At 62.2% G+C, this 25067-nt stretch carries 20 protein-coding genes; 5 read left to right on the top strand and 15 right to left on the bottom strand.

Annotation, left to right across the window (positions count from 1 at the left end):
• Positions 1–17: 17 nt before the first annotated feature.
• From ABIE49_RS34020 to ABIE49_RS34010, 3 genes are all read right to left on the bottom strand, one after another.
• A complete protein-coding gene (locus ABIE49_RS34020; protein ID WP_192737369.1) occupies positions 18–422 on the bottom strand; it encodes a GFA family protein in 405 nt (134 codons plus the stop codon).
• Between the two features lie 144 nt (positions 423–566).
• A complete protein-coding gene (hpnO, locus tag ABIE49_RS34015) occupies positions 567–1958 on the bottom strand; it encodes an aminobacteriohopanetriol synthase HpnO (protein WP_192737368.1) in 1392 nt (463 codons plus the stop codon).
• Positions 1959–1961: 3 nt separating this feature from the next.
• The gene (locus ABIE49_RS34010; protein ID WP_192737455.1) at positions 1962–2126 is read right to left on the bottom strand and encodes a hypothetical protein; all 165 of its coding nucleotides are present in this window, start codon (positions 2124–2126) and stop codon (positions 1962–1964) included.
• Between ABIE49_RS34010 and ABIE49_RS34005 the strand changes: the two genes are divergently transcribed.
• Positions 2065–2763, top strand: a complete 699-nt coding sequence (locus tag ABIE49_RS34005) for a DUF2147 domain-containing protein (protein WP_192737367.1) — start codon at positions 2065–2067, stop codon at positions 2761–2763. The two genes, ABIE49_RS34010 and ABIE49_RS34005, sit on opposite strands and share 62 nt — an antisense overlap.
• On the opposite strand, the gene hpnN is transcribed toward ABIE49_RS34005, so the two are convergent.
• Complete coding sequence (gene hpnN / locus ABIE49_RS34000) at positions 2731–5319, bottom strand: hopanoid transporter HpnN (RefSeq protein WP_192737366.1); 2589 nt, start codon at positions 5317–5319, stop codon at positions 2731–2733. The two genes, ABIE49_RS34005 and hpnN, sit on opposite strands and share 33 nt — an antisense overlap.
• A 444-nt stretch (positions 5320–5763) precedes the next feature.
• Here hpnN and ispH point away from each other — a divergent pair, with 444 nt between their 5' ends.
• Positions 5764–6690 (top strand): 4-hydroxy-3-methylbut-2-enyl diphosphate reductase, encoded by a 927-nt coding sequence (ispH, locus tag ABIE49_RS33995; RefSeq protein ID WP_192737365.1) that lies wholly within the window; start codon positions 5764–5766, stop codon positions 6688–6690.
• A 46-nt stretch (positions 6691–6736) separates the two neighbouring features.
• Complete coding sequence (gene hpnH, locus ABIE49_RS33990) at positions 6737–7897, top strand: adenosyl-hopene transferase HpnH (protein ID WP_192737364.1); 1161 nt, start codon at positions 6737–6739, stop codon at positions 7895–7897.
• A gap of 131 nt (positions 7898–8028) precedes the next feature.
• Here the strand turns inward: hpnH and ABIE49_RS33985 are convergent, their stop codons facing one another.
• From ABIE49_RS33985 to ABIE49_RS33960, 6 genes are all read right to left on the bottom strand, one after another.
• Positions 8029–8721, bottom strand: coding sequence for a phosphorylase (locus tag ABIE49_RS33985; protein WP_354067689.1), 693 nt, complete (start codon positions 8719–8721; stop codon positions 8029–8031).
• Between the two features lie 68 nt (positions 8722–8789).
• Positions 8790–10787 (bottom strand): squalene--hopene cyclase, encoded by a 1998-nt coding sequence (shc, locus tag ABIE49_RS33980; protein ID WP_210337356.1) that lies wholly within the window; start codon positions 10785–10787, stop codon positions 8790–8792.
• Positions 10788–10856: 69 nt separating this feature from the next.
• Positions 10857–12104, bottom strand: coding sequence for a hydroxysqualene dehydroxylase HpnE (hpnE, locus tag ABIE49_RS33975; protein ID WP_192737362.1), 1248 nt, complete (start codon positions 12102–12104; stop codon positions 10857–10859).
• Positions 12104–12943 carry a presqualene diphosphate synthase HpnD gene (hpnD, locus tag ABIE49_RS33970; protein ID WP_192737361.1) on the bottom strand — a complete coding sequence of 280 codons (840 nt, stop codon included), beginning with the start codon at positions 12941–12943 and terminating at the stop codon, positions 12104–12106. The genes hpnE and hpnD overlap by 1 nt, the downstream gene beginning before the upstream one ends.
• Positions 12940–13818 carry a squalene synthase HpnC gene (gene hpnC / locus ABIE49_RS33965; protein ID WP_192737360.1) on the bottom strand — a complete coding sequence of 293 codons (879 nt, stop codon included), beginning with the start codon at positions 13816–13818 and terminating at the stop codon, positions 12940–12942. Before hpnC ends, hpnD begins: the two co-directional genes overlap by 4 nt.
• Positions 13819–14007: 189 nt before the next feature.
• A complete protein-coding gene (locus ABIE49_RS33960) occupies positions 14008–14244 on the bottom strand; it encodes a hypothetical protein (RefSeq protein ID WP_192737359.1) in 237 nt (78 codons plus the stop codon).
• A 419-nt stretch (positions 14245–14663) separates the two neighbouring features.
• Between ABIE49_RS33960 and ABIE49_RS33955 the strand changes: the two genes are divergently transcribed.
• Positions 14664–15167, top strand: a complete 504-nt coding sequence (locus ABIE49_RS33955) for a hypothetical protein (RefSeq protein WP_192737358.1) — start codon at positions 14664–14666, stop codon at positions 15165–15167.
• A gap of 104 nt (positions 15168–15271) precedes the next feature.
• On the opposite strand, the gene ABIE49_RS33950 is transcribed toward ABIE49_RS33955, so the two are convergent.
• From ABIE49_RS33950 to ABIE49_RS33930, 5 genes are all read right to left on the bottom strand, one after another.
• Positions 15272–17653 carry an efflux RND transporter permease subunit gene (locus ABIE49_RS33950; RefSeq protein ID WP_192737357.1) on the bottom strand — a complete coding sequence of 794 codons (2382 nt, stop codon included), beginning with the start codon at positions 17651–17653 and terminating at the stop codon, positions 15272–15274.
• Positions 17654–17984: 331 nt separating this feature from the next.
• Positions 17985–18758 carry an ethanolamine ammonia-lyase subunit EutC gene (eutC, locus tag ABIE49_RS33945; RefSeq protein WP_192737356.1) on the bottom strand — a complete coding sequence of 258 codons (774 nt, stop codon included), beginning with the start codon at positions 18756–18758 and terminating at the stop codon, positions 17985–17987.
• Between the two features lie 111 nt (positions 18759–18869).
• The gene (locus ABIE49_RS33940; RefSeq protein WP_192737355.1) at positions 18870–20459 is read right to left on the bottom strand and encodes a B12-binding domain-containing radical SAM protein; all 1590 of its coding nucleotides are present in this window, start codon (positions 20457–20459) and stop codon (positions 18870–18872) included.
• A 149-nt stretch (positions 20460–20608) separates the two neighbouring features.
• Entirely contained in the window at positions 20609–21991 is a 1383-nt protein-coding gene (locus tag ABIE49_RS33935) for an ethanolamine ammonia-lyase subunit EutB (protein WP_192737354.1), read from the bottom strand.
• A 51-nt stretch (positions 21992–22042) separates the two neighbouring features.
• Positions 22043–22642, bottom strand: coding sequence for a hypothetical protein (locus ABIE49_RS33930; protein WP_192737353.1), 600 nt, complete (start codon positions 22640–22642; stop codon positions 22043–22045).
• Positions 22643–23210: 568 nt separating this feature from the next.
• Between ABIE49_RS33930 and ABIE49_RS33925 the strand changes: the two genes are divergently transcribed.
• Positions 23211–24917 (top strand): methyl-accepting chemotaxis protein, encoded by a 1707-nt coding sequence (locus ABIE49_RS33925; protein WP_192737352.1) that lies wholly within the window; start codon positions 23211–23213, stop codon positions 24915–24917.
• The last annotated feature ends 150 nt before the right edge of the window (positions 24918–25067 follow it).

Raw genomic sequence — 25067 nt, 5'->3', positions numbered from 1 at the left:
GCGTCGCTGGCTCGCCTCTACGCCTGCGGAGGATATCGCTCGAACGATGGCAGTTCGTGCGCCTTCTCCATCCAGCCAATACGCTCGGCGACCTGAATGTGCGCCATGACCGGAACGACATCGGGATCGTCATAGGTGCCGCTTTGCACGTCGATGATCCCGGGCAGCATGTTCACATTGACGTAGAACAGGCCGGTGCCGCAATTGGCGCAAAAATGCCGCCTGCCGTGTTCGGAAGACGCATAGACCTTCGGTTCGCCCTGCGTCACCTTGACCGCGTCTTCGGCGTACATCGCCCAGCCGACCATCGGTGCTCCGGCGTGCCGCCGGCAATCCGCGCAATGACACAACGCATGCACGATCAGGTCGCCTTCCACCTGATAACGGATCGCGCCGCAATGACAGCCGCCGGAAATGCGCATCGGTCTTCTCCACGTGATTTGTCGGAATGAGAATACTATGGCGCGGATCAGCCGAAAACTGCGGCATAAACGCATGCACGCCGCGCGGAATTGAGAAGCAATCTCTCCGCCTGCTCGATGACAATTATGTGTTGCGCGTTGGTGCTACGCCGACTTCCGCACGGCGTTGTCGACCAGCGTCTTGCCGAGCGACCAGATCGCGCCGGGCACCTTGTGGCTGGAGGCGATGACGGTGTCGAACGCCTTTTCGATCCAGCTGCAGTCTTCTTCAGTAATGACAAGAGGTGGCAGCAGCTTGATGGTGTGGCTGCCATGGCCGGAGACCTGGGTCAGGATCTTGTGATCCTTGAACAGCGGCACCGTGATGAGCTGGCAGAACAGGCCCTTGTTGGCGGTCTCGAGCACGTTCCAGGATGCTTTCAGCCGCAGCGATTTCGGCGGACCGAATTCGATACCGATCATCAGCCCCTTGCCGCGCACTTCCTTCAGCAATTCGTAGCCCGGCACCATGCGCGTCAGCGCGAGCCGAAGTTCGGCGCCGCGCTTGGCGGCCTGCTCGACCAGCTTTTCCGCCTTCATCACTTCGAGCGTGGCGATCCCGGCGGCCATCGCCAGATCGTTCTTTGCAAAGGTCGAGCCGTGCACGACCGCACGGTCCATCTGATTGAATATCTTGTCGAAGATGCTCTTGCGCGTCAGCAGCGCGCCGACCGGCACATGGCCGCCGGACAGCGCTTTTGCCAGCAGCACCATGTCGGGTTCGACGTTCCAGTGCTCGACCGCCAAAAACTTGCCTGTGCGGCCGATCCCGGTCTGGATTTCATCGGCAATGAACAGCGAGCCGTATTTGCGGCACAGCGCAAGCGCGCCCGGCAGAAACTCGTCGGTGGGCAGGTTGACGCCCTTGCCCTGAATCGGCTCGACGATGAACGCGGCGACCTGACGCGACGACAGCGCCTGTTCGAGAGCGGCGAGATCGTTGAACGGGATCTGGGTGCATCCCGGCAGCAGCGGTTCGAAGCCGCTGCGGAAGTTCGAATCATCCATCAGCGACAAGGCGCCGTAGGACAATCCATGAAAGGAGTGGGAACAGGAGACGATGCCGGGCCGCCCGGTGGCGCCACGGGCGAATTTGATCGCGGCTTCGACGGTTTCGGCGCCGGAATTGGCGAAAAACACCTTGTCCAGATATGGCACATGCTCGAACAGGCGTTCCGCCAGCACCCCGGCCAGCGTCGAGACGTCGAGCTGCACCAGATTCGGAAAATCGGCGTCGAGCACGCCTTTCAACGCATGGCGCAACGCCGGATGGTTGCGGCCAATCGCAAAAACGCCAAATCCGCTCAGTAGGTCGAGATAACGGGCCCCGTCACGATCGAAGAGGTATTGACCTTGACCCTTCTGAAAGCCGACATCATAGCCAATGGTCTTGAGCACGCGGACGAGCTGCTCGTTCAAATGGCGCGAGTGCATGGAACTGCGTTGCGCCTGGCGCTCCACAAACATCTCGGAAACGTCTAGATTTGAACTTAGCATTCGTTACATACGTCGGTTGATGGCCATTTCGTCAACTGAAAACGCCCAATGCGGCGTTTTGACCCCTCTCGGATCATCTACATAAGCATAAGCATAGGTTTGAACCATGTTGCACTGCCCAAGAACTGTCGCGCGCAAAATAGTTTTTTCCGGATTCATTTTTGCCACAGGTGTTACTTCCGCACTGGCCGCCGACCCCACCGGCGATTGGAAAGTGGCCGACGGCGTCGCCAACATTCGCGTAGCACAATGTAACGGCAACATGTGGGGTGCCGTCGCCTGGGAGAAGACGCCGGGTGGCCGCGATACGAATAATCCGGATGCCTCAAAGCAGAGCAGGCCTACGCTGGGCATGCCGATCCTGATCAACATGAAGAAGAAACCCGGCGTCGATGCGTGGGAAGGCCAAGTCTACAACGCCAAGGACGGACAGTCTTACAGCTCAACCATCAAGCCAATCGGAACCGACCAGCTCGAGATTCAAGGCTGCGTGCTCGGCTTCCTGTGCGGCGGCGAAACCTGGACCCGCGTCGGGCCGCCTATACCCTCAAGCCCCAGCAACAGCATGGCCAAGGGCGCCGCGCCGAAAAATCAGGCAGGTGCAGCACCGAAGGCCGGCGCCTCGGCGACGGCGCCGGGTCTGACGCCCGCACCCGGCTCGCCGGCGGCAACCGCCGCGCCGAAGACCACCGGTGCGGTGAATCCGGCGCCGGGTCAAAAGCCCGTCGCCGGCCAGAAACAGGCGGCCGCCGATCCCGTCGGCGATATCTGCCTACTCCCCGATATCGCGCGGTTTGCCCATTAGCGCAGGCTGAAACAGCAGCACCGCCGCCAGCGTGGTGATGAGCGACAGCGCCAGCAATTTACCCATGCTGGCGGTGCCGGGATGACTGGACAGCCACAGGCTTCCGAAAGCCGTGGCGGTCGTCAGCGCGCTGAAAAAGATCGCGCGCGTCAGGCTGGTCTGCAGCAGGTTAGTTCTGCCCGATCGCCATGCCGTCACGTAATAGATCTTGAAGGCGACGCCGATGCCAAGCATCAGCGGCCACGCGACGATGTTGGCGAAGTTGAGCGGCAGCCCGATCAGCACGCAGATCTCCATCGTCACCGCGCCGGCCACCAGCAGCGGCACCAGCGTCAGCAGCACGTCGGTGACCCGCCGCAGCGCCAGCCAGAGCAGCACGCTGATCACGATCAGCGCCCAGATGCCGGCGTGGATGAATGCCTTGACGACGGTGTCACCGGATTTGAGAATCGAGACCGGTCCGCCGATCGCAGTCGGCTCGGCGGCGAGAACCGCATCGGCAAACTTGCGCAGGACTTCATTGTCGTTCGGATCACCCTTCGGCAGCGCCTCCACGCGCATCAGGCCGTCCTTGGTCTTCCAGCTGCTCACGAGTTCGTGCGGCAAGGTCTTCAACGTGACCGGCTGGGCCTGCATCGTGTTCTTGAGCTGGTCGAACGTTATCTTGAGCGGGATGACGAAAATACTCTGCGCCTTGTCGCGCACCGCTTGGGTTGATTCGGCAAGCTTCGCCAGCGCATCGGCCAGCCGCCGTGCCGCGGCCGCGCCCGGGCCCTTGCCGTCGCCGGCGGTCTTGCGCAGGTTGTCGACCGAGCTCTTGAGTGCCTCGACGTTCTCGGCATCGGTCGGCGCCGCATCGACGGAATCCGGATTGAGCGCGGGGCCCACCACCTTGGCGGCCTGCGCGATCAGCTTCAGCTTGGCCGGCTGATCCTCCGGCACGAAACTATCGAGCGACATCACGCGAAGCACTTCCGGCACCTTCTCCAGCTTCGCCTCGATCTTCTTGGCGTCGGCGTCCGAATTCGTCATCACGTTGATGGCGTTGGCGCCGGTGTTCGGATCCTTGCGCAGGTCAAGGAAGGTCGCGATCGACTCCACTTGCGAGTTGCGCAGATTGATCGGGTTGAAGTCGAACTTCATGAAATAGAGCAGCGGCAAACCGGCCAGCGCGACCAAAATCGTGCCGGCGATGATGACGACGCGATGCCGCTCGAGAAAGTCATCGACCGGCGCCAGGAAGGCGTAGCCGACCGGCTCGCTTTCGCCGGGCGGGTTGAGCAGCGTCAGCATCGCCGGCAACGTCGTGATGCTGGTGATGAACGCCACCAGCATGCCGGCGCCGGCGATCTTGCCGAGTTCGGAAATGCCCTTGTAATCGGTCGGCAGGAAGCACAGGAAACCGGCGGCGGTCGCCATCGCCGCGAGCGACAGCGGGACCGCCGAGCGGCGGGCCGCGCTCTCCAGCGCGAGCACCAGATCATCGTTCTTGAAGCGCTCCGAACGGTAGCGGACGCTGAACTGGATGCCGAAATCCACGCCGAGGCCGACGAACAGCACGGCGAACGCGACCGACAGCAGATTGAGCGAACCCACCATCATCAGGCCGACCGCGGTGGTGATGGCAAGGCCGACGAACAGGTTCACGAACACGGCGAAGATGATCTTGCCGGAATGCAGCGCCATCCAGAGAATCACGAGCACGATCACGACGGTGCCGATGCCGTTGACGATCGCGCCGTCCTGAACGGTGGCGTATTCCTCATTGGCGATCGGAATCGGTCCGGTCAGCCGCACGCGCGCGCCATACTCGCCCGCGAAATTCAGCTCCTTGGCCGCCTGCCGGATCGCGTCGGTGGCTTCCTTGCCGGGCTCGAGCGCGTTGTAGTCGACCTTCGGCTTGAATTCGATGAAGGCGCGCTTGTCGGAATCGCCGAGCGGCTTGTCGCTGACGAGTTCGCGCCACGAGAACGTCGCCGTTCCCTTGCTCAGGATGTTCTCGACGGTCTGCGAGATCTGGTTGAAGGGCCGTTCCGTATTGTCGAGTTTGACCTGGCCGCGCTTGATGCCGGCAAGGCCGGTTTCCAGCGCGCCGGTCAGACCGCGGATCGACGGATCGCCGGCCATGATTTCGATCAGCGGGGCGGCGGCTTCGAGCTGGCCCGCGACCTTGCCGACCTCCTCCACGGGCAGGAACAACAGCCCGTTCTTCTCGAAGAACTCGCCGGAACCGAGCGGCTGCACCGATTCGAAATTCTTGGTGTCGCCCGCAAGCTTGTCGGCCAGCGCCTTGCCGGCGGCACTGGTGAGCTCGGGGGTCGGGCCCTCGACGACGGCCAAAATCAGCTTTTCGCGATCGAACGCCTTTTCAAACTGGTTGTCGCGCTTGCGCCAATCCAGGTCGGGCGAAATCAGCGTGTTTATGTCGGTATTGATGACGAAGTTGCGGGCCGCATAGAAGCCCGCGCCAATCGCAAGGAGCAGCGAAAAGACGACGATGAGGGTGGCAAACCGCGTGCACGTTCTAACAATTGAGACAACCAGGCTGGTCAGCACATCATTTCTTTCTAAGTCTTAATAGGGAGCTTGCCGAAAACGTCCGCTGTCTAGCGGAGTTCCCGGGAGCGATCTACATCGGGCGATCTATTGTTGTGGTTACTGTCAGAGAGGCCCGCTCAGAGAAGGCAAAACGGGCCGAAATGGCATTGAGAAACCCCATATAGACGTCCAGTGCGGGCGAGAAAGTGACGAAACGGTGAGGAATTGGACGGAATTCAGGTATTATGATACTTCCATCGACCTCACCTGAACACGGCCTTTTGCGTTCCGGCTTTTCTAGACGCTAATTTTTTGACACAAAGCCCTGTGCTTCCATGTGCTTGGGTGGATTACCCCCGGAACGGTGGTGCGGTTATTGCAGTTTGTTCGGCCGGGCCCGGCAGGACTGACTGCGCGAAGGCATTTGTTTGAATTTGGTGCAACTTGGGTAATGAGCGTCCCATGGAAGTATATCTTGCGCAGCCCCGCGGATTTTGCGCGGGCGTCGTGCGCGCCATCGAGATCGTCGAACGGGCGCTGCAGAAATACGGCCCGCCGGTCTATGTGCGTCACGAGATCGTGCACAACAAATACGTGGTCGAAAGCCTGAAAAACAAGGGTGCGATCTTCGTCGAGGACCTGTCGGAAGTTCCCCCGCTCGCCGTTACCGTGTTCAGCGCCCATGGCGTGGCCCGCAGCGTCGAGGAGGAGGCTGCCGCCCGCGGCCTGCCCGTCCTCAATGCCACCTGCCCCCTCGTCACCAAGGTCCACAATCAGGGCAAACGGTACATGTCGAAGGGCCGGGCCTTGATCCTCATCGGCCACGCCGGCCACCCCGAAGTCGAGGGAACCATGGGTCAGGTTCCCGGAACCGTCCTTTTGGTCCAGAACGTAGACGATGTGGCCTCCCTGACGCTCCCGGTCGATACCCCGGTGGCCTATATCACGCAGACAACACTGAGTGTTGACGACACAAAGGACATAATTGCCGCCCTTCAGGCCCGTTTTACAGATATTCAAGGCCCAGACATCCGGGATATCTGCTATGCGACACAGAACCGCCAATCTGCGGTAAGGGACCTGAGCAAACTTGTGGACGTCATTTTGGTGGTGGGGGCCGCCAATAGTTCCAACTCAAACAGGCTTCGCGAAATCGGCACCGAGGTCGGGGTCGCGAGTTATCTCATTGCCGATGGCAGCGAGTTGAACCCTGATTGGCTTAAGGATGCGAAAGCCGTCGGCATCACGGCGGGCGCCTCGGCGCCCGAAGTTTTGGTCGACGACGTGATCGAGGCTTTGAGACGTATCGGACCCGTCAAGGTGTCGGTGCTTCCTGGGAGGGAAGAAAATATCGAATTCCGGCTTCCAGCCGAACTGACTGCGGGCTGATCCATTCACGAGTTACGACGACTAAGGTCCAGAAAGAAATACTGTAATGGCAATACCGTTCTTCAAGGAGTTGCGTATCGGCGGCTATCTGATCAAGCAAAAGCTGCTTGGCCGGAAGCGCTATCCGCTGGTGCTGATGCTCGAACCGTTGTTTCGCTGCAACCTCGCCTGCGTCGGCTGCGGCAAGATCGACTATCCCGATGCGATCCTCAATCGCCGCATGTCGGCGCAGGAGTGCTGGGACGCGGCCGATGAATGCGGCGCACCGATGGTGGCGATCCCCGGCGGCGAGCCGCTGATCCACAAGGAGATCGGCGAAATCGTGCGCGGCCTCGTGGCGCGCAAGAAGTTCGTCTCGCTCTGCACCAACGCGCTGCTGCTGGAAAAGAAGCTCGATCTGTTCGAGCCCTCGCCCTATTTGTTCTTCTCCGTGCATCTGGACGGCCTGAAGGATCACCACGACAAGGCGGTGTCGCAGAAGGGCGTGTTCGACCGCGCGGTTTCGGCGATCAAGGCTGCGAAGGCGCGCGGCTTCACCGTCAACGTCAACGCCACGATCTTCGACGGGCACGCGGCGGAAGAGATCGCCAAGTTCCTCGACTTCACCACCGAACTCGGTGTCGGAGTTTCGATGTCGCCGGGCTACGCCTATGAGCGCGCGCCGGACCAGGAGCACTTCCTCAATCGCACCAAGACCAAGAAGCTGTTCCGCGACGTCTTCGCCCTCGGCAAGGGCAAGAAGTGGAACTTCATGCATTCCGGCCTGTTCCTCGACTTCCTGGCCGGCAACCAGAGCTACGAATGCACCCCGTGGGGCATGCCGGCGCGCAACATTTTCGGCTGGCAGAAGCCCTGCTACCTGCTCGGCGAGGGCTACACCAAGACCTTCAAGGAATTGATGGAGACCACCGACTGGGAGACCTACGGCACCGGCAAGTACGAGAAGTGTGCCGACTGCATGGCGCATTGCGGCTATGAGCCGACCGCCGCCAATGCCGCGCTGGTCAATCCGCTGAAAGCGATGTGGGTGGCACTGCGCGGCGTCCGGACGTCAGGTCCGATGGCGCCGGAGATCAACCTCGATAAACAGCGTCCGGCGCAGTACATCTTCTCATCGGAAGTGCAGAAGCGCCTGTCGGAGATCCGCAAGGACGAGGCGGCTGCCGCAGCCGCCAAGCAGCAGCAGAAAGCCTCCACGGCCGCCTGAGGGCGACCGAGAGCGCAACGCGGCTTGCCCGCGTTGCGTGAAGGCTGAGACTCAAAACAAAGAAGCACAAAACAAAAATGCCGTCGCACATGCGACGGCATTTTTCGTTGAAGCGGACTATTTCAGCAGCGTCAGGCGTTGGCCGCGGCCAGCCCCTCGCCGCCGGAGATGAAGCCGCGGCAGCCGCGCAGCGAACGCAGCGCACGATTGAAATCGATGCCCGTGGAGACCAATGCGCGCAACGTCCTCGGATTGCGCGCGACGCCGCGCAGCACCTTGCGCAGGTCGATATCGCCGTTCGGCTTGATCGCGCTCTTGGCCAAAGCCGGCAGCGCGCGGCTGGCAGGATCGGAGATGACGCGGAGGGCCGCGAACGGAATGCCTGCCTTGGCCGCATAAGCCGCCGCGATATGGCTTTCCATGTCGACCGCCGCCGCCCCCGTCTCCGAATGCAGCGCGGCCTTGCAGGCGGTCGCCGCAATCACCCGCTCCACTCCGGCCAGACCGCCGCGAATCACGCGCCGCCGCCGCAGCGCGGCGCTGGCAATCACTTCCTCGTTGAGCGCCAGACCGGCCAGAAAACGGGTATCGCCGGCCAGAACCTCGGTCGCGACCACGACATCGCCCGACTTCAGCGACGGATCGAGCCCGCCGGCGACGCCGAAAGAGATGACGCCCCTGAAGGTCGATGAATCCAGTGTCGCGAGCAGCGCGCGCAATTGCTGCGGATCGCTACTGCTGCAGATCACGATCATGCCTGGACCGGCCGCGATGCGGGCCTCTTGTACCAAGCCTGTAACGATCAAAACCGGCCGCGGATCAATTTGATTGAGATCACCCGAATTGAGGTCACTCGAATTGTCCACGATCGCGGCGGCCCCCGCCCCCCAAGTCACATCCCGACCCCTACCACCCTGCTGTTGGTGCTTCTCAAATTCCGATACCGCGCCATCGCCCAGAGCGGAAAGAACTTCGAGTAGCCATGATAACGCAAATAAAACACCCGCGGAAACCCCGTAGCCGTGTAGCGCGGCTCATCCCACAGCCCTTTTTCGGTCTGTGTGGTTTTTAGGTACTCCACACCGCGCGCAACTGCCGGGTTCCCGACCTCGCCCGCTGCCATCAGTCCAAGCAAGGCCCATGCCGTTTGCGAGGAGGTCGATGGTGCGGCCTCGAATCCCCTGTAGTCCAACCGGTAGCTGACCGCATCCTCGCCCCAGCCACCGTCCTGATTCTGAATCGATAGCAGCCAATCGACCGCCTTGCGAATCATTGGGTCCTGATGATCGACACCTGCGACATTTAGCGCACAGAGCACCGACCAGGTGCCGTAGACATAATTCAGTCCCCAGCGGCCGTACCACGAGCCTTCGGCAAGCTGGGTGCGGCGCAGATAATCGACGCCGTCGGCAACGGCCTTGCTGGTTGCGGCGGTTTCGCCGAGTTGCGCCAGCATCGAGACGCAGCGCGCGGTGACGTCCTCGGTCGGCGGATCGAGCAGCGCGCCGTGGTCGGAGAACGGGATGTTGTTGAGATAATATTCGAGGTTGTTGACGTCGAAGGCGGCCCAGCCGCCATCGCGGCTCTGCATGCCCTCGATCCACTCGCGGCCGCGCGCGATCGCGGTATCGTACTCGTTGCTTCCGGACTGCTTGCGCGCGCGGTCCATCGCCATGACAACGACGGCGGTGTCGTCGAGATCCGGATAGTAGGCGTTGTTGTACTGGAACGCCCAGCCACCCGGCCGCACATCGGGACGCTTCACCGCCCAGTCGCCCTTGACGTCGAGAACCTGCTTCGGGACCAGCCAGTCCAGCGCCTGCTTGGTCTGCGGCAGCATTTCCGTGCCGCCCACTTCGATCATTGCGTGGCAGGTCAGCCCGGTGTCCCACACCGGTGACACACATGGCTGGCAATAGGCCTCGTGTTCGCCGATCACGAGCAATCTATCGATACCCCGGCGCGTGACGGCGCGCGGCGGATAATCCGCAGGCTTGCCGAACGCCTCATACATCATCACGGTGTTGGCCATCGGCGGATAGATCGCGCCAAGACCATCCTCGCCGTTCAGCCGCTCCTCGATGAAGGCCACGGCGTCGTCGATCGCGCGGGCACGAAGCTTTTTGGGAAACAGCGGTTCGATCGTGCGCAGGACGACATCGAGCGAGCGGAACAGCATGAACCAGCCCCAGCTCTGATGCGGCGCCTTCGCCGTCATGCCCACCGACTTCGGATCCTGCAGGAACAATTCGTCGATGCCGACGCCTTTGGGATTCTTTGCCAGCGGCTTCAGCGCCGCCAGCACCATCAGCGGCACGATCGTGGTGCGCGCCCAGTAGGAGATCTTGTTGATATGGAACGGCGACCACATCGGCAGCAGCATAATCTCGATCGGCAGCACCGGCACCGCGCGCCAGGTCAGCACGCCGTAGAAAGCCAGCAGGAAGCGGGTGAACACGTTGACTTTGGCGGCCCCGCCGCGCGAACGGATCGCCTCGCGCGCCCGCACCATGTGCGGCGCATCGACGGAATCGCCGATCATCTTCAGCGCGAAATAGGACTTCACGCTGGCGCTCATGTCGAACGCACCGTCCTGAACCAGCGGCCAGCCGCCATGCTTGCCTTGCGTGCGCCTGATATAGTTGGCGATCTTGGCTTCGAGTTCGCTATCGACAGGCTCGGCGAGATAGTGGCGCAGCAGCACATATTCCGACGGGATCGTGCTGTCGGCTTCCAGCTCGAATACCCAGTGCCCGTCCGATTGCCGATAGCCGAGCAGCGCCTGCGTCGCCGAGGAGATCGATTTCTCCAGGGCGACGGGATCGACTGCCGCGATGGCATCGGCTGCCGCGACGGGATCGGCGACAACGCTGTGATCGACGGAAGACATTTCGTCAGACATCCCTCTGTTCGCGATCGCGCACCGCAAGGCCGGTCACGCGCTCTTCCAGTCAGGCCATCATGCCCTGGCCAGAACCAGATCGGCCGCACGGTCACCCGACCGCACCGATCCCTCGATGGTTGCCGGCAACCCCGTATCAGTCCAGTCCCCGGCGAGAAACAGGTTCTTGTAAGCGGTGACCGGGCCCGGCCGCAGCGCGTTCTGCTCCGGCGTCGCCTCGAATGTAGCACGGCGTTCGCGCACGATCTGCCAGGGCGGTAACTCGCCCTGCACGCCACCTGCCTTGCAGACATCGCGCCAGATCGCCTGCGCGAGTTCTTCACGCGGCATATCGACCAAACGGTCGCCATTGCTGATGGTGACCGACAGGCGCTGCGGGAATGCAAACAGCCATTCCACCAATCCACCGACGACACCAAGGATCGGCGCCGCATCCCTTGGCGGATCGAAGCGGAAATGCGCATTGACGATGGCGCGGTATTTCGTCGGCGTCTTGAGACCCGGCAGCAACGACGCGGCGGGACGCGGCGGAACGGCGAGCACCACGACATCGTCAGGCGCGAGCGAAATCGCATCATCGCCGAACTTCAGTGCGCCGACATGGCTGCCGTTCATCACGAACTCTCGCAGCTCGTGACCGAGTTGAACGGTGTCGCCCCTGTCCTGCAGCAGCTTGATCGCAGGTTCGATCAAGACCGAACTCAGCCCGTCGCGGGCAATCAGCGGCCGGCAGGCCTGGCCGCCGGCGAGCAGCGTTTCACGGACGATCGCGCCAGCGAGCCCCGCCGAGCCCTCCGGCGGATCGACATTGAGCGCGGCCAGCAGCAACGGCTGCACCAGCCGCTGGTACAGCGTGCCCTCGCAGGGGATCGCCTTGCCGACCAGTTTGTTCGTCCCTGCCCAGATCAGAGGCATCAGTGCGAGATAATCGCGCAAGGACGTGTCGGGCACCCGGCGTGCCTCGTCGAACACCCACAGCGGCAGGCGGCCATCGCCGAGATCGAGCTGCCAGCGTTGGCCGGTGGAGACGTCGCAGAAGGGAAACTGCGCACGCTTCGGTCCGACCAGTCCCGCCTCGGTGCCGATCGAGCGCGCATAGGCCAGCGCGTGGCTGTTGCCCGACAACAAAAGATGATTGCCATTGTCGATCATCAAATTGGTGGCGGCGTCGAAATAGGAGCGGCAACGGCCGCCGGTCGTTTGCGTGGCCTCGTGGACGCACACCCTGTAATTGGCGTTCGCGAGCCGGACGGCGGCGGAGAGGCCGGAAATGCCGGCGCCGATGATGTGAGCGGTTTTTTGCATCAGATGATCGCGTAACGGAGAAGGATGCCAATCTTGGCCATCTTGGTGACGCGGACCGGCGCGCGCGGCGCGGCAAAGCCCCGTTCCAGCAACAGATCGAGGATGGCGCGGTAATATTTCGACATGATCCGGGGCGCACGCACCTTGCGCCGCGAATTGCGCTTCATGATCTCGTCGGCTTTCTCGAAATACGCCTTGGCCCGTTCCGCCAGCGGCTGGCAAACTTTCGGCAAGGCGCGCTCGACAATCACCTTCTGCGGATCATCACTGGTGATCCCGGCATGCAGCAGCGCTTCACGCGGCAGATACAGACGGCCGAGGGTGGCGTCTTCATCGATGTCGCGCAGGATGTTGGTCAATTGCAGCGCGCGGCCGAGATGATGCGCGAGTTCGACGCCGTCGTGCTCGGGCAACCCGAACACCCGCACCGACAGGCGTCCGACGGCGCTCGCGACGCGGTCGCAATAAAGGTCGAGCGTTGCGAAATCCGGCGCACGGATGTCCTGCGGCACGTCCATTTCCATGCCGTCGACGACGGCCAGAAAATCCTCGCGCTTGAGGCCGAAGGTCCGCACCGGGGCGACGTAATCCTGCAGGCGTGCCGGCGGACGGCCCTGATAGAGCGCGTCGATGTCGTCACGCCATTGCTGGAGGCCGGCGAGCCGTTCCGGCCGCGGTTCGTGGGAATCGGCGATATCATCGACCTGCCGGCAAAAACTGTAGATCAGGAACATCGCCTCGCGCTGGTCGCGCGGCAGGATGCGCATCGCGGCATAGAACGAACTGCCCGACGCGGTGGTGCCGTAATTTGCGTCGGCCGCCGCCGTCTCTGATGTCATGCGCCGGCCGCCGGGTTCGACACGGGCCGCCGGCCCACCGCGCGGCGCGCGATCTCGCCGGCGACGCCGCCGAGGCTTTGCGCCAGCAATTCGAGCGGACTGAGATGCACGCGCTCAGCGAGGGGATCGCGCACCTTCAGCATGCCGACGATCTTGTCGGCAAAGGCCTGGATCACCGAGATCTCGAGGCCGAGGCGGAAATCCTTCACTTCGGCCGCCAGCGATTTGCTTTCGTTGAGCACGGTCTCGGTCCGCACCGCGAGCGCCTGCAGGCACTTCAGCAAAGCGGGCGGTGACTTCGCCTCGCCCAGCATCTCGACCGTAGCACCGGCGGCTGCGAGCGCGTCGCGCGGCAGGTAGACGCGGTTGAGGTCGCGAAAATCCTTGGCGCAGTCCTGCAGATGGTTGTTGATCTGCAGGCCGGCGCACAGCGCATCGGAGGCGGCCCAGGTCGAGGTGCTCTCGCCGTGGACGTCGAGCATGAAGCGGCCGACCGGCATCGCCGAGTAGCGGCAATAATGGATCACGTCGTCCCAGTTCTCGTAACGCAGCTTGGTGACGTCCATCCGGAACGCAATCAGCACGTCGAGCGCGTGGCGCGGCGGCATCTCGCGCGCGGCGAGCGCATGGCGCAGGCTAACCGCCTCCTTCTGGGTGTCGCCCTTGCCGAGCAACTCCGCTTCAAAGAGGTCGAGGAGCCTCAGCTTTTCGTCTGGCGGCAGCGTCGCGTGATCGGCGATGTCGTCGGCCGTCCTGACGAAATTGTAGAAGCTGAGAATCAGCGCCCGGTGACGCGGATGAATGATCCACGACGCGACCGGAAAGTTCTCGTCACGGTGGGTTTTTCCGGATCGCAGTTCGCTCGCGCTGGTCATCAAAAGCTGGCTACATTGGTCCAAATGGCGGCACGCGCCGATATCAGGCGCGTGCGACGGATCGCGAGCCCCATATAGGGGAATACGCCGCCAAAACCAATGCTGTCTGGGGCATCAAGCCCATGCCGCCGCTCCCGGCAAATACGCCGGAAACGGGCCTTGTACGACGGTTAACCGGTGCGGACGGGGTTATTGCCCGTGGCTTTTCAGCACCTGGTCGCAGGCCGACGTGATCTTCGGACGATTTTGCTGCAGGCAGGCCAGGATGGTGAAATCGCCCTGATCGATCACCGCGCGGCAAAAGCGCTGCACGTCACGGGAGCAAGCCTTTTGCTCTTCCGGCGTTCCACTGCGCTGTTGCTGGGCGAAGGCATCCGATGACACCGCGATCGACAATAAAGAGAGAGCCAGAAAAAGTTTACGCATCGTATTCCTTCATTTCGGCAGCAAGAAATCCTGTTCCCGAATCGTGTTTCGGCATCGCCGGGACGGACTTGTTTGAAGACGCCGCGTAGCGCAGCAATGAGCCGACGACAAGCGCTGGTAAATGCGGCCAAATTTGCGGCGGCGCCGCCCACCCATTAACCAATTGATATATCAAGCTTATTCACGGCATAACTTTCTTCTTGATTGGCTGTTGCGGACCGGACCCCGCAAAGCTAGATCCTGCCGATGAAGCTCGCCGGGATTTTTCGATTCCAGTGCGTGAAAATGCCGCCTGTCGTGACGCTATCGCCGCAGCTGGCATTTTGTCATTTGAACCTAACATATCGCGGGAACACTAAATCTTCGATGTGGGCGAGACGTGTCTTTGAAAGAGCGTCTATTTTGATGGGAAAATCACAATGAAAATGTTTGGTTCCAGCCTGTTTGGCCAGGCTCTCACGGCCGTCGGCGTTGGCGCCGCGCTGATGTTGTCGGTCTCCGCAGGCTACACGCAGGCGGGAGGCCCGTTTGCCGGTTTTGACGGAAATTGGGCGGGCGCAGGCACGGTCGCGCTGTCCAACGGAACCACGGAAAACATCCGCTGCAAGGCCGACTACAAGGTCAACGCCAACGGGCTCGGCCTGAAGCAGAACCTGAACTGCGCCAGCGACAGCTACAAATTCGTTCTCTCCAGCGACGTCACCAGCCAGGGTGACCGCATCTCCGGCAACTGGAGCGAGAAGAGCCGCAACATCTTCGGCAATCTGCAGGGCACCGCAGGCGGCGGACAGATCGACGTGTTCGTCGAGGCGTCCGGATTTGCGGCCAATTTGAACTTGCGGACCAACGGCACCAAGCAGATCGTCCAGATCAGCTCCAAGGGCGAAATCCGCGGCGTCAACATCACGCTGACGAAGACCTGATCGCACAATCCTCTTTAGTATCAGAGCCAGGTTCTGTTGATCAGAACCTGGCTCTTTTTCGTATAGACGGCTTTTTGCAAAGCTGCCCATCGGTTATTCTGCGGCTATTTTGCCGGCTTGGCGTGAGCGCCGGTGCCGCGGATCCTTTCCGACAGGTTGATCAGGAACATCGACGTCGGCCGCAGGATGAAGAGATCCGCGACCAATGCTGCGACCATCGAGAACGCGCTGAGCCAGCCAAACAGGCGCAGCGACGGCAGGTCCGAAAACACCGTCACGACGAGGCCGCAGGCCAGCACCACCGTGGTCAGGATCAGCGCCGGGCCGACCAGCACGGTGGCGCGTTCCACCGCCAGTTCGGGACTGATGCCGGGCTTCGACTCCAGCCGCAGCCGGTTCAGGAAGTGGATCGTCGCACTGAGGCCGAGGCCGAACGACACCGTCAGCGCCACGACGCTGGCGAATTGCAGCCCCTCCCCCAGCATCCACAGCACGGTGCCCGATGCCACCACCGGGAAAATGCCGGGCAGGATGCAGGAGAACATCACCACCACCGAGCGGAACGCGAGGCCAATGAAGATCGCGACCAGCAGGAATTCGATGGTGAGGCCGTGGTTGAGCTTCTGGATCATGTTGGCGCTGTTGCGCGCGGCGATGGCCGACAGACCCGTCACCGCGATCTCATAGCCGGGATGCTCGGCGCGCACCTTGTTGAGCGCTGCGTCGAGCTTGTCGACCACGGGAAGGATCTCGCTTGAATCGAGATCGGGAACGCGGCCCGACACCACCACGGCGTCCTGATCGGCCGAGATGAAGCGCCGCACCAGATGTTCGGGAATCACGCTGACATATTCCTTCAGCGTCGCGACGTCGCTGCTCCCTGCCTTTTCGGCCAGCCAGCGGCGCAGCGTTTCCAGCGACCAGACGTTGCCGACGCCGGCCGCCGTTTCCACCATGGCGTGGACATCGGCGATCGTCTTCAATGTGTCCGCCGAATAGAGCGAGGCGCCTTTGGGGAATTCGATCAGCACGTCGATCGGGTTGGCTCCGGTGAGCTTGGCATCGAGACGGCTGGACGCCGCCACCGCCTGGCGTTTGTCAGGCACCTGGTCGGCGAGCCGGTAACGCGGCTCCAGCGTGGCGTAGATGTAGCCGAGGCCGGCGACCAGGATCACCGCCAGCAGGCTGAACAGCCCGGGGCGGCTGACCATGCGCACGGCGATCCAGTAGCAGAAATTGCGCAGCGCCTGAACGCCGGCGTCGGCGCCCTGGAATTTCACCGCCATGATCTTTTCGTTGCGCACCAGAAGCACGCCGAAGGCAGGCACCAGCGACAGCACCGCGATCAGCGCGATGATGGTGGCGGCAAGGCCCGCCTCGCCGAACTTGCGGATCAGCTCGGAGTCGGAGAATTGCAGCGCGATGAACGAGATGCCCGCGGTGCCGTGGGTCAGCACGCAGGCCGGCCCCACCACCAGCACGGCGTTCTTGAAGGCGGTGTATTTGTCCTGTCCCGCGATCAGCCGGTCGCGCGCCGCGAAGGTCAGCTGCATCGAATCGGAGAAGCTGATCACCATGATGAGCGGCGTCATCACGTTGAGGAACATGTTGAGATTGAATCCGGCCCAGCCGAGACCGCCGAGCGCGAGCAGGATCGCGATGATCGGCGGGAACGCCGCGATGATCATGAACGAGATCTTGCGGAAGAAGATGATCGCAATGATGCAGCCGGCCAGGATGCCGAGGATGTTGTAGGTCAACCCGTCGCGCTTGACCGCGTTGCGGATCTCGAGCTGCATGACCGGAACGCCGGACAGCTGCGCATTAAGCCCGCTGCCGGCGAGATCGTCGGCCATGATCTTCCGGATATCCGCGATCACCTTGGTGAGGCTTGAACTGCCGACGATCGAAGGTTCGAGCGACAGCACCATCAGCGCCAGCGTGCCGTCCTCGGACAGCAATTTGCCGCGAATGATCTCGTTGGTCTTAACGGTCTCGACGAATTTGTCGTAGGCTGCACCTTCCGGCAGCTCGGAGGGGAACAGCGCCGCCGGCAGCTTGCCGCGCTCCGGCGCCTGACGCGCCGAAAACAGCGACACCAGGCCGCGCACGCCGTCGACCAGTTGCAGGTCCGTGACCATGTCACGGATCTTTTCGAGGTTGGGGCGCGCCATCAGCGTCTTGCCCTCGACCACCACCAGCACGTCGAATTCGGTCGCCGGAAAGCGCTTTGTGACGGCTTCGTACTGCTTGTAGTCCTTGGAATCGGAACGGAACAGCTGGCTCAGCGAATCATCGATCTTGATGCGCTGGATGCCGAAGATCGCCGCGATCATCAGGGCGGCCAGGATGAGGCAGGACAGGATGGGCGCCTTCATCGCGATGAGCCCCATGCGCTCGAGCCCGAAGGCGATGCTCTGCCCGGGCGGCGGTGGCTCCTCGATCTCCTCGACGTGGACCCGACTTTCGGTGTTCTTTTCGAGCATACCCTGTCCAGTTCTCACGTCGGCTTGAATTGTAGCTTGGGTTGCGGGCGCGGATGCGGCTCAGTCAGCCTCATATCTGATTGGCGCTGATCGGCGCTAGCCCTTGAAATCACGCGGTAAATTAACCGCCGCCGTTTTACAGGCCCGGACCGCATACGGCAAGCGCGCGGCGGGGATCAAATCGCCGTGCAGATCACGAAAATAGCCGCTAAGTCTCTGATTTGTCACACTCGAACGTGATGACCGTCCTTCGAACGGTCCTCCCGTTCCATCTTTTTGATTGAAGCATGATCTTTTCGGAAAACCGGTGGCCACTTTTCCGGATCATGCTTTAACCAGCCCCGATCCGCGCAGGTGCCGCGCCGCCGCTTTCATCTTTTAGGGCGACGCCCGTGACTTGCCGGGCCAGCCCCTCGCGCACCAGCCAGGCGATCTTGAAGGCGGCTTCATCGTAGCTCAGGCCCGCGCCGTGGATGTTGGAGACGCAGTTGCGATCAGCGTCGGTGAGGCCGATGCGCGGCGCAAAGGTCAGATAGGCCCCGAGGCTGTCCGGCGCCGACAGGCCCGGCCGCTCGCCGATCAGCATCAGGACCATGCGCGCGCCGAACATGGCGCCGATCTCGTCACCCAGCGCCACGCGCGCGCCGGAGGCGACCGCGGTACCGCCGGGCTGGATACCGGCTTCCTCCAATCGCGGAACCAGATGGCGAACCAGTTCGATCGCATGGACATTGACCGCCGCCGGCGACAGGCCGTCGCCGACCACGATGGCGAACTGGCACGGGCTGTCGTTTCGATCGACCAGCGCGCGTTGCGAGGCCGGATCGAGCATGCGTCCGAGATCGGGGCGGCGCAGATAATCGCGCCGGTTGCGCGCCTGGCTGGAGAGGAGAACCGGCGCCAGTCCAAGACTGGCCAATCCCTCGACGAGACGCGACGTGTCGAAGGCGCCATGAACCGCATCGCGAGCCCGCGCGTGGTCGAGGGTGAAGGCGAGCAGTGCCTCGGTCGGCATGCTGGCGCCGGCCCGGCCAAGCCCGACGCGCGCCGGCGTCAGTTCCCGCAGATCGCTCAGCGAACGGGACGGCGGCGCCGGTGTTTTCATATTGGCGCCTGTTTTGTTAGACGCGTTTCCTACCGCAGATAAGTCTACGCAATCTGCGTAAACTTGATTGCTATGCGAACCGGGACCCCACTTCGCTCGAAAACGCTCTGGTTACTCGGCGGGGACCGAAGCCTCGCGCAGCCGGATCGAATAGTTCGATGCGCTCTGCTGACCGCCAGAGGCTGCACGCGCGAACAGGATCAGATGATGCGCGATCATCGCCGAACCGATCAGGCCCTCGATGTCGCCCTGCCGCAGCCGTCGCAGCGCGAATTTCCAGAACGCCTTCCGGTAATCGCCGAGCACCCCGACTTTCCAGAAAATATTGCGCAGCATGATCAGGCCGCGCCGGATATTGGCCCAGCTACGCATCTCCGGGCTGACAGGCCTTTTGATACGGTTGGCGTAGGTGTATTCGCACTGATACTGATAGCGCGCGAACAGCCGCGCGGGTTCATATGCGAATTCCATGCATTTGCGCCATGAACTGACCACCTGGTCATAGGGCAGCAGGAAATCGACATTGGAGTCGCGGCTTTCGTCTTCCTCAAGCAGCCGACCTTCCTTCTGCAGCCGATCCCACAGCGGCGTCTTCGGCAGCGCCTGCAGCAGATTGATCGTCAGCAGCGGAATCCGGGATTCATCGACAAAGGCCAGCAACGCGTCGGCGGTCTCGGGTTTGTCGGTATCGAGACCCATGATGATGCCGGAGACGACCTCCATGCCATAGGAATTGATGGTGTGGATGCCTTCCAGGATCGGGACCATCATGTTGTGGTCCTTGTGCATCGCCTTAAGCGCGTCGGGATCGGGAGTCTCGATGCCGCAGAACACGGTGACGAAGAAAGCCTCCTGCATCAGCTGGAGAATCTCCGGCCGCTTGGCGATGTTCAGCGTCGCCTCGCACGCGAGCCGCGTGATGTAGCCGGTTCGCTTCTGCCATTCGACAAGATGCGGCAGCAGGTCGAGCGCCGCCTTGCGGTTGCCGATGAAATTGTCATCGACGAAATACACCGTGTCGGTCATTCCGCATTCACGCAGCTTGTCGAGTTCGGCGATGATCTGCTGCGGTGATTTCAGGCGCGGGTTGCGGCCATAGAGGCCGGGGATGTCGCAGAACTCGCACTGATAGGGACAGCCGCTCGAATACTGGATGCTGCCGAGGAGATATTTTCTGGTCTCGGCGAGTTCATACGCCGGAATCGGAAATTCCGTCATCGCGAGGCGATCGGCGGTCTTCAGCACCACCTGCTCATCGGGCCGCGACGGGTCGCGCGCCAGCCGCGCGATCAAATCATTGGTCGCGTCGCCGAGTTCGCCGACATGGAGATAATCGAACGAGGGATAGTAATCCGGGCAGGCGCTCACCGACGGCCCGCCGATCGCAACCGCAAGGTCGAAGGCGTGGGCGCGGCGACAGATGTCGTTCATCTGCTGGCGCTGGATGTGCATGCCGCTGACGAACACCGCTTCCGCCCACTCGAAATCTTCCCTAGTGGCGGGGCGGAGGTTTTCGTCGACGAAGCGGACCGGCCAGTTGGCCGGCAAATAGGCCGCGATCAGCAGCAACCCCTGCGGCGGCATGAAAGCCTGGACGCCGTCGGTCAGAGGATAGGCGTACTCGAACGTGCCAAAAGAAGACGTGTATCGGGGGAAGACACACAGGATGCGCCGTGCCGTCTCAATGCCTTCAGCTCTCATCAAACTTCCTCAGCCAAAGCCCTGTCGCAAAGTTAAGCACGTCATTGAAGGGTGGGCCAGAAATTCTTCAAGATTGTGGCGGCCCCTTATAACCCGCTGGCGGCCAGAAGGTTGCGTGACAGGTTAGTCACGGGACGCATCCGGGCGGTTCAAGCAATCAGCCGTGACGCAAATTCGGGTAGCAGGCCCGCGTCGGCCGCAAGGCGGAAATCGGCGTCGGCAAGCCCGCTGCGCAGCAGCCAGTCGTCGAATTCGGGCGCCCGCTTCAGGCCGAACAGGTCCCGGATGTAGAGCGCGTCGTGGAATGAGGTGGACTGATAGTTCAGCATCACGTCATCCGCGCCCGGCACCCCCATGATGAAGGTAACGCCGGCAGCCGCCAAAAGCGTCAGCAGATTGTCCATGTCGTCCTGGTCGGCCTCGGCATGGTTGGTGTAGCAAACGTCGACGCCAAGGGGCAGGCCGAGCAGCTTGCCGCAGAAATGGTCCTCCAGCCCGGCGCGGATGATCTCCTTGCCGTCATACAGGTATTCCGGGCCGATAAAGCCGACCACGCTGTTGACCAGCAAAGGATCGAAGGCGCGCGCCACGGCATAGGCCCGCGCTTCCAGGGTCTGCTGATCGACATTGTGATGGGCGCTGGCCGACAGCGCCGAGCCCTGCCCGGTCTCGAAATACATCACATTGTCGCCGACGGTACCACGGCGTAGCGATAACCCGGCCTGCTGCGCTTCCCGCAACAGCGCCAGATCGACGCCAAAGCTGCGGTTGGCGGCCTCGGTCCCTGCAATCGACTGGAATACGAGATCGACGGGCGCGCCCTGCCCGATCAGCCCGAGCGTGGTGGTGACATGGGTGAGCACGCAGCCCTGGGTCGGGATCTGCAGCCGCGCGATGACGCCGTCGAGCAGGCGCACGAGTTCGCCGATCACCGCCGGATCGTCGCTCGCCGGGTTGATGCCGATACAGGCATCGCCCGATCCGAGCAGGATGCCGTCGAGGATCGAAGCGGTAATGCCCTTGGCGTCGTCAAAGGGATGGTTGGGCTGCAGGCGGACGCTCATCCGGCCCTTCAGGCCGATGGTGTTGCGAAACGCCGTCGTGACGGCGCATTTTTTCGCAACCAGGATGAGATCCTGGTTACGCATCAATTTGGACACGGCGGCGGCCATTTCCGGCGTGATCCCGCGCGATATCTGCTTCAGCACCGCGGAAGTCGCAGCATCCGAGAGCAGCCAGTCGCGAAAACCGCCCACCGTGAGCGACGAGATGGCGGCAAAGCCTGCCGCATCGTGGCTATCGACGATCAGCCGGGTGACCTCGTCGTCCTCGTAAGGCACCACCGTCTCACTCAGGAACTGCTTGAGCGGGACATTCGAAAGCGCCATCCGCGCCGCAATCATCTGCTGGGCGCTGTCGGCTGCGACGCCGGCCAGGCGATCGCCCGAACGCGGCGGCGTCGCCTTGGCCAGCAGGTCGCGCAAATCGTCGAAGACGTAAGAGGTGGCATCGATGGCTTGGCGATAGACCATGCTGATCTCCAGGCCCCTGCTCTCGCTCCACGCCGTGGCCGCCGCCCGGTGCTAATTCAGTGTACCGTAATAGCGGCCGAAAAAGCTAATCTCATAAGCGATCGCGGCGAACACGAACAGCTTATGGAATCTCGGATTGCGCGTTATCGCACCCACCACGCATAGCAGCACGAATGCACCGATCCGCGGGAGATATTCAGGTCCCAGGGAACGTAGATGTTGCTCGCCCTTTATCAAGGTATCGACCACATCGAGCGCTTCCGTCAGGGCAATCAAGCCAAAGAACCAGCGGCGACGGTCGAGAAAATAGTCCTGATAGCCCTGATAATCATCGAGATCCTGAGGAAAGAGCAGCGCGCTCAGGAAATAGTACATCGACGCGTACACGCAGATGAAGGCGTACAGGCCAAACGTCCATTGCTGCACGAAGCTCAGCCGAAACTCCCACCACCAGAACGTGACCACGTTCAGGAGCGCCCAGGCGACCCAGCCCAGATGAACAGACCAGGTCGGGGTGCGGCCGGGATGCTGGATCAATGTCGCGATGCCGCTGATCAAGCGGGTGACGCTGAGCCCGAGAATGATGGCGACCAGCACGCGAATGTGGAGATAGAGATCGACATTGCCCGTCAGGGCGGCAGTTTGAGCCATAAGCCCTCGTCCTCAATCACAATCGAACCACACGGTGCAGCAGGCGTCCCGCGCACAGGATGGTCCCAGACGATGGCTTCAGGGTCTGCGTTCGCCCGCCCGGGCAAGACGAGCCGTCTCCGTTCCGTCGCTGCATTCGCTGTCTAGCTTGATTCGCGTTCGCCGTGGGTTGCGGGTCACCCTGCGGGATAACACGTCTGCCATTTTGCGGCAGGTTGGCGCGCCCTCACTTCGGTTAGCCGGCCTGCCGCGCGGATTAGCGAGAGCCACGAACGGGCTGGCGGCAGCACGGGACCACATCGAAATTGCACCTCGTCCGTGAGTAACGCTTTGGTAAGAAATGCGTGTTCCGGTCGCAGTGTCGCACCTGGCCGACCACCCGAATAACCATTTGAAATTCTTATATAATAATTCCAAAAGTTGCAGGTCTGCGAATCTCGCGCGTTAAGACATTTTCCATGAAAATTCTGCACAATTTGTCGACGGCCGACGGTGCTCAACCGGCCCCATTTGGAGTGCCGCGATGACCCAATCCATAAAATCCCCTAGCTCTTTTCCTGGTAGATCCATGCTGTCCCGCCTTTCGCTTGCAGCCAAGCTGTACTCAATCTTCGCGTTGTTCGCGGTTCTCGTCGCCGCCATCACGGCCCTCTCCGACTACAACACCCGACAGAACACCGCCCTCACCGAGGCCGTCGCTACGGCAAGCCGGGCAGCGCTCAACGTCGAACGGGTCAATTCGCTGGTCTACGCGGTGGTGATGGAGTCCCGCGGCGTCTACATGTCGACGGAGCCCGCCGTCGTGAAGAGGTACGGCGATGGATTGCTCAAGTTCAACGACAGCATTCTTGGCGTCGTCAAGAACTGGGAAGCACTGGTCCAGGCAGACGATGCCGAGCAGTTCGCCACCTTCAAGAAGCGCATCGAACAATTCATCGACTTCCGCAAGGAACTGGTTCGCCGCGGCGTCGAAATCGGCGCCGCCGCTGGCCGCGAATGGGGCGACAATGACGCCAACCGCCAGGTGCGCTCGGCCCTGAACAAGGATCTCGAAGCGCTTTCCAAGGTCTACGCCGAGCGCAGCAAGAAGCTGGCGCAGCAGTCCGACGCCAACCACACGCTGGCCTTTGTCCTGACCGGTCTCGGCGTGCTGGCGATCATCGTGGTCGTGATCGGCGTGCTGATCATTTCCCGCTCGGTCGCGCGTCCGCTGTCTGTCATCACCGACACCATCAAGCGCGTCGCCGAGGGCGCCGAAGGCGTCGAGGTGCCCCACGCCAATCGCGTCGACGAGATCGGCGCGCTGGCGCGCGCCATCAAGATTTTCCAGGAGGCGATGGACCGCAACCGCAACCTCAACTCGCAGGTGGTGGAGGATTCCAAGGCTCGCGAACAGCGCACCCGGCAGATCGAAGCCTCGGTGGACGCCTTCCGCGAAGCGATCGGCGGCGTATTGCGCGCCGTCACCGACAACGCGACCTCGATGCGCGGCACCGCCGAAACCATCGCCAGCGTGGCGTCGGATGCCAGCGGACGCGCGGTTGCGGCGTCAGGCGCCACCGAGCAGGCTTCCAGCAACGTTTCCGCGGTTGCCAGCGCCGCCGAAGAACTGTCCGCTTCCGTTGAAGAGATCGGCCGCCAGGTTCGCCAGTCCGCCAGCGCGGTCGAACAGGCCGGTTTGCGCACGGAAAAATCCGTCACCGAGATCGAAGGGCTTGCCGCCGCAACGCAACGCATCGACGGCGTGCTCAACCTGATCCAGGCGATCGCCGAGCAGACCAATCTGCTGGCGCTGAACGCGACGATCGAGGCGGCACGCGCCGGTGACGCCGGCCGCGGCTTCGCCGTCGTCGCCCATGAGGTCAAGGCGCTGGCCGAGCAGACCGCCAAGGCGACCGCCGAGATCGGTCAGAATGTCGGCCTGATCCAGACCTCGACCAGGAATTCGGTCGATGCCGTCCGCGAAATCGGCAACGCTGTGCGCGAGATCAACGATGTGACGTCGGCGATTGCCGGCGCCATCGAGCAGCAGGATCTGGCGACCCGCGAAATCTCGCAGAACGCGCAACTGGCGGCGCAAGGCAACGGCACGCTGGTGGTCAATATCGGCTCGCTGAGCGACGCGATGGGCAAGACCAGCACGGCCGCGGCGTCCGTCCTCACCGCCTCTAGCGACCTGACGGCGACGGCAGAAACGCTCTCGCGCGAGGTCGAGACATTCTTCCGGAACCTGCGCGCCGACCCGGTCGACGATTTCAGGCGCACCGGCACCTAGAGCGGGACGAAGTTATCCTGAAGCGATATCGGCTTGCCGAATCGGCGGATATTTGATGCGCTATCCGGCAACGCCAAGAGGTAGCAACCCTCGACCTTCCTTTTCACGTGTGTGCATTAACCATTTGTTAACCATACGCTTGCGATTGTG

Source organism: Bradyrhizobium sp. OAE829 (assembly GCF_040546575.1).
GTDB lineage: Bacteria > Pseudomonadota > Alphaproteobacteria > Rhizobiales > Xanthobacteraceae > Bradyrhizobium.
Note: the sequence above shows the minus strand (reverse complement) of the source record. Positions and strands in the feature narration are given on the sequence as shown.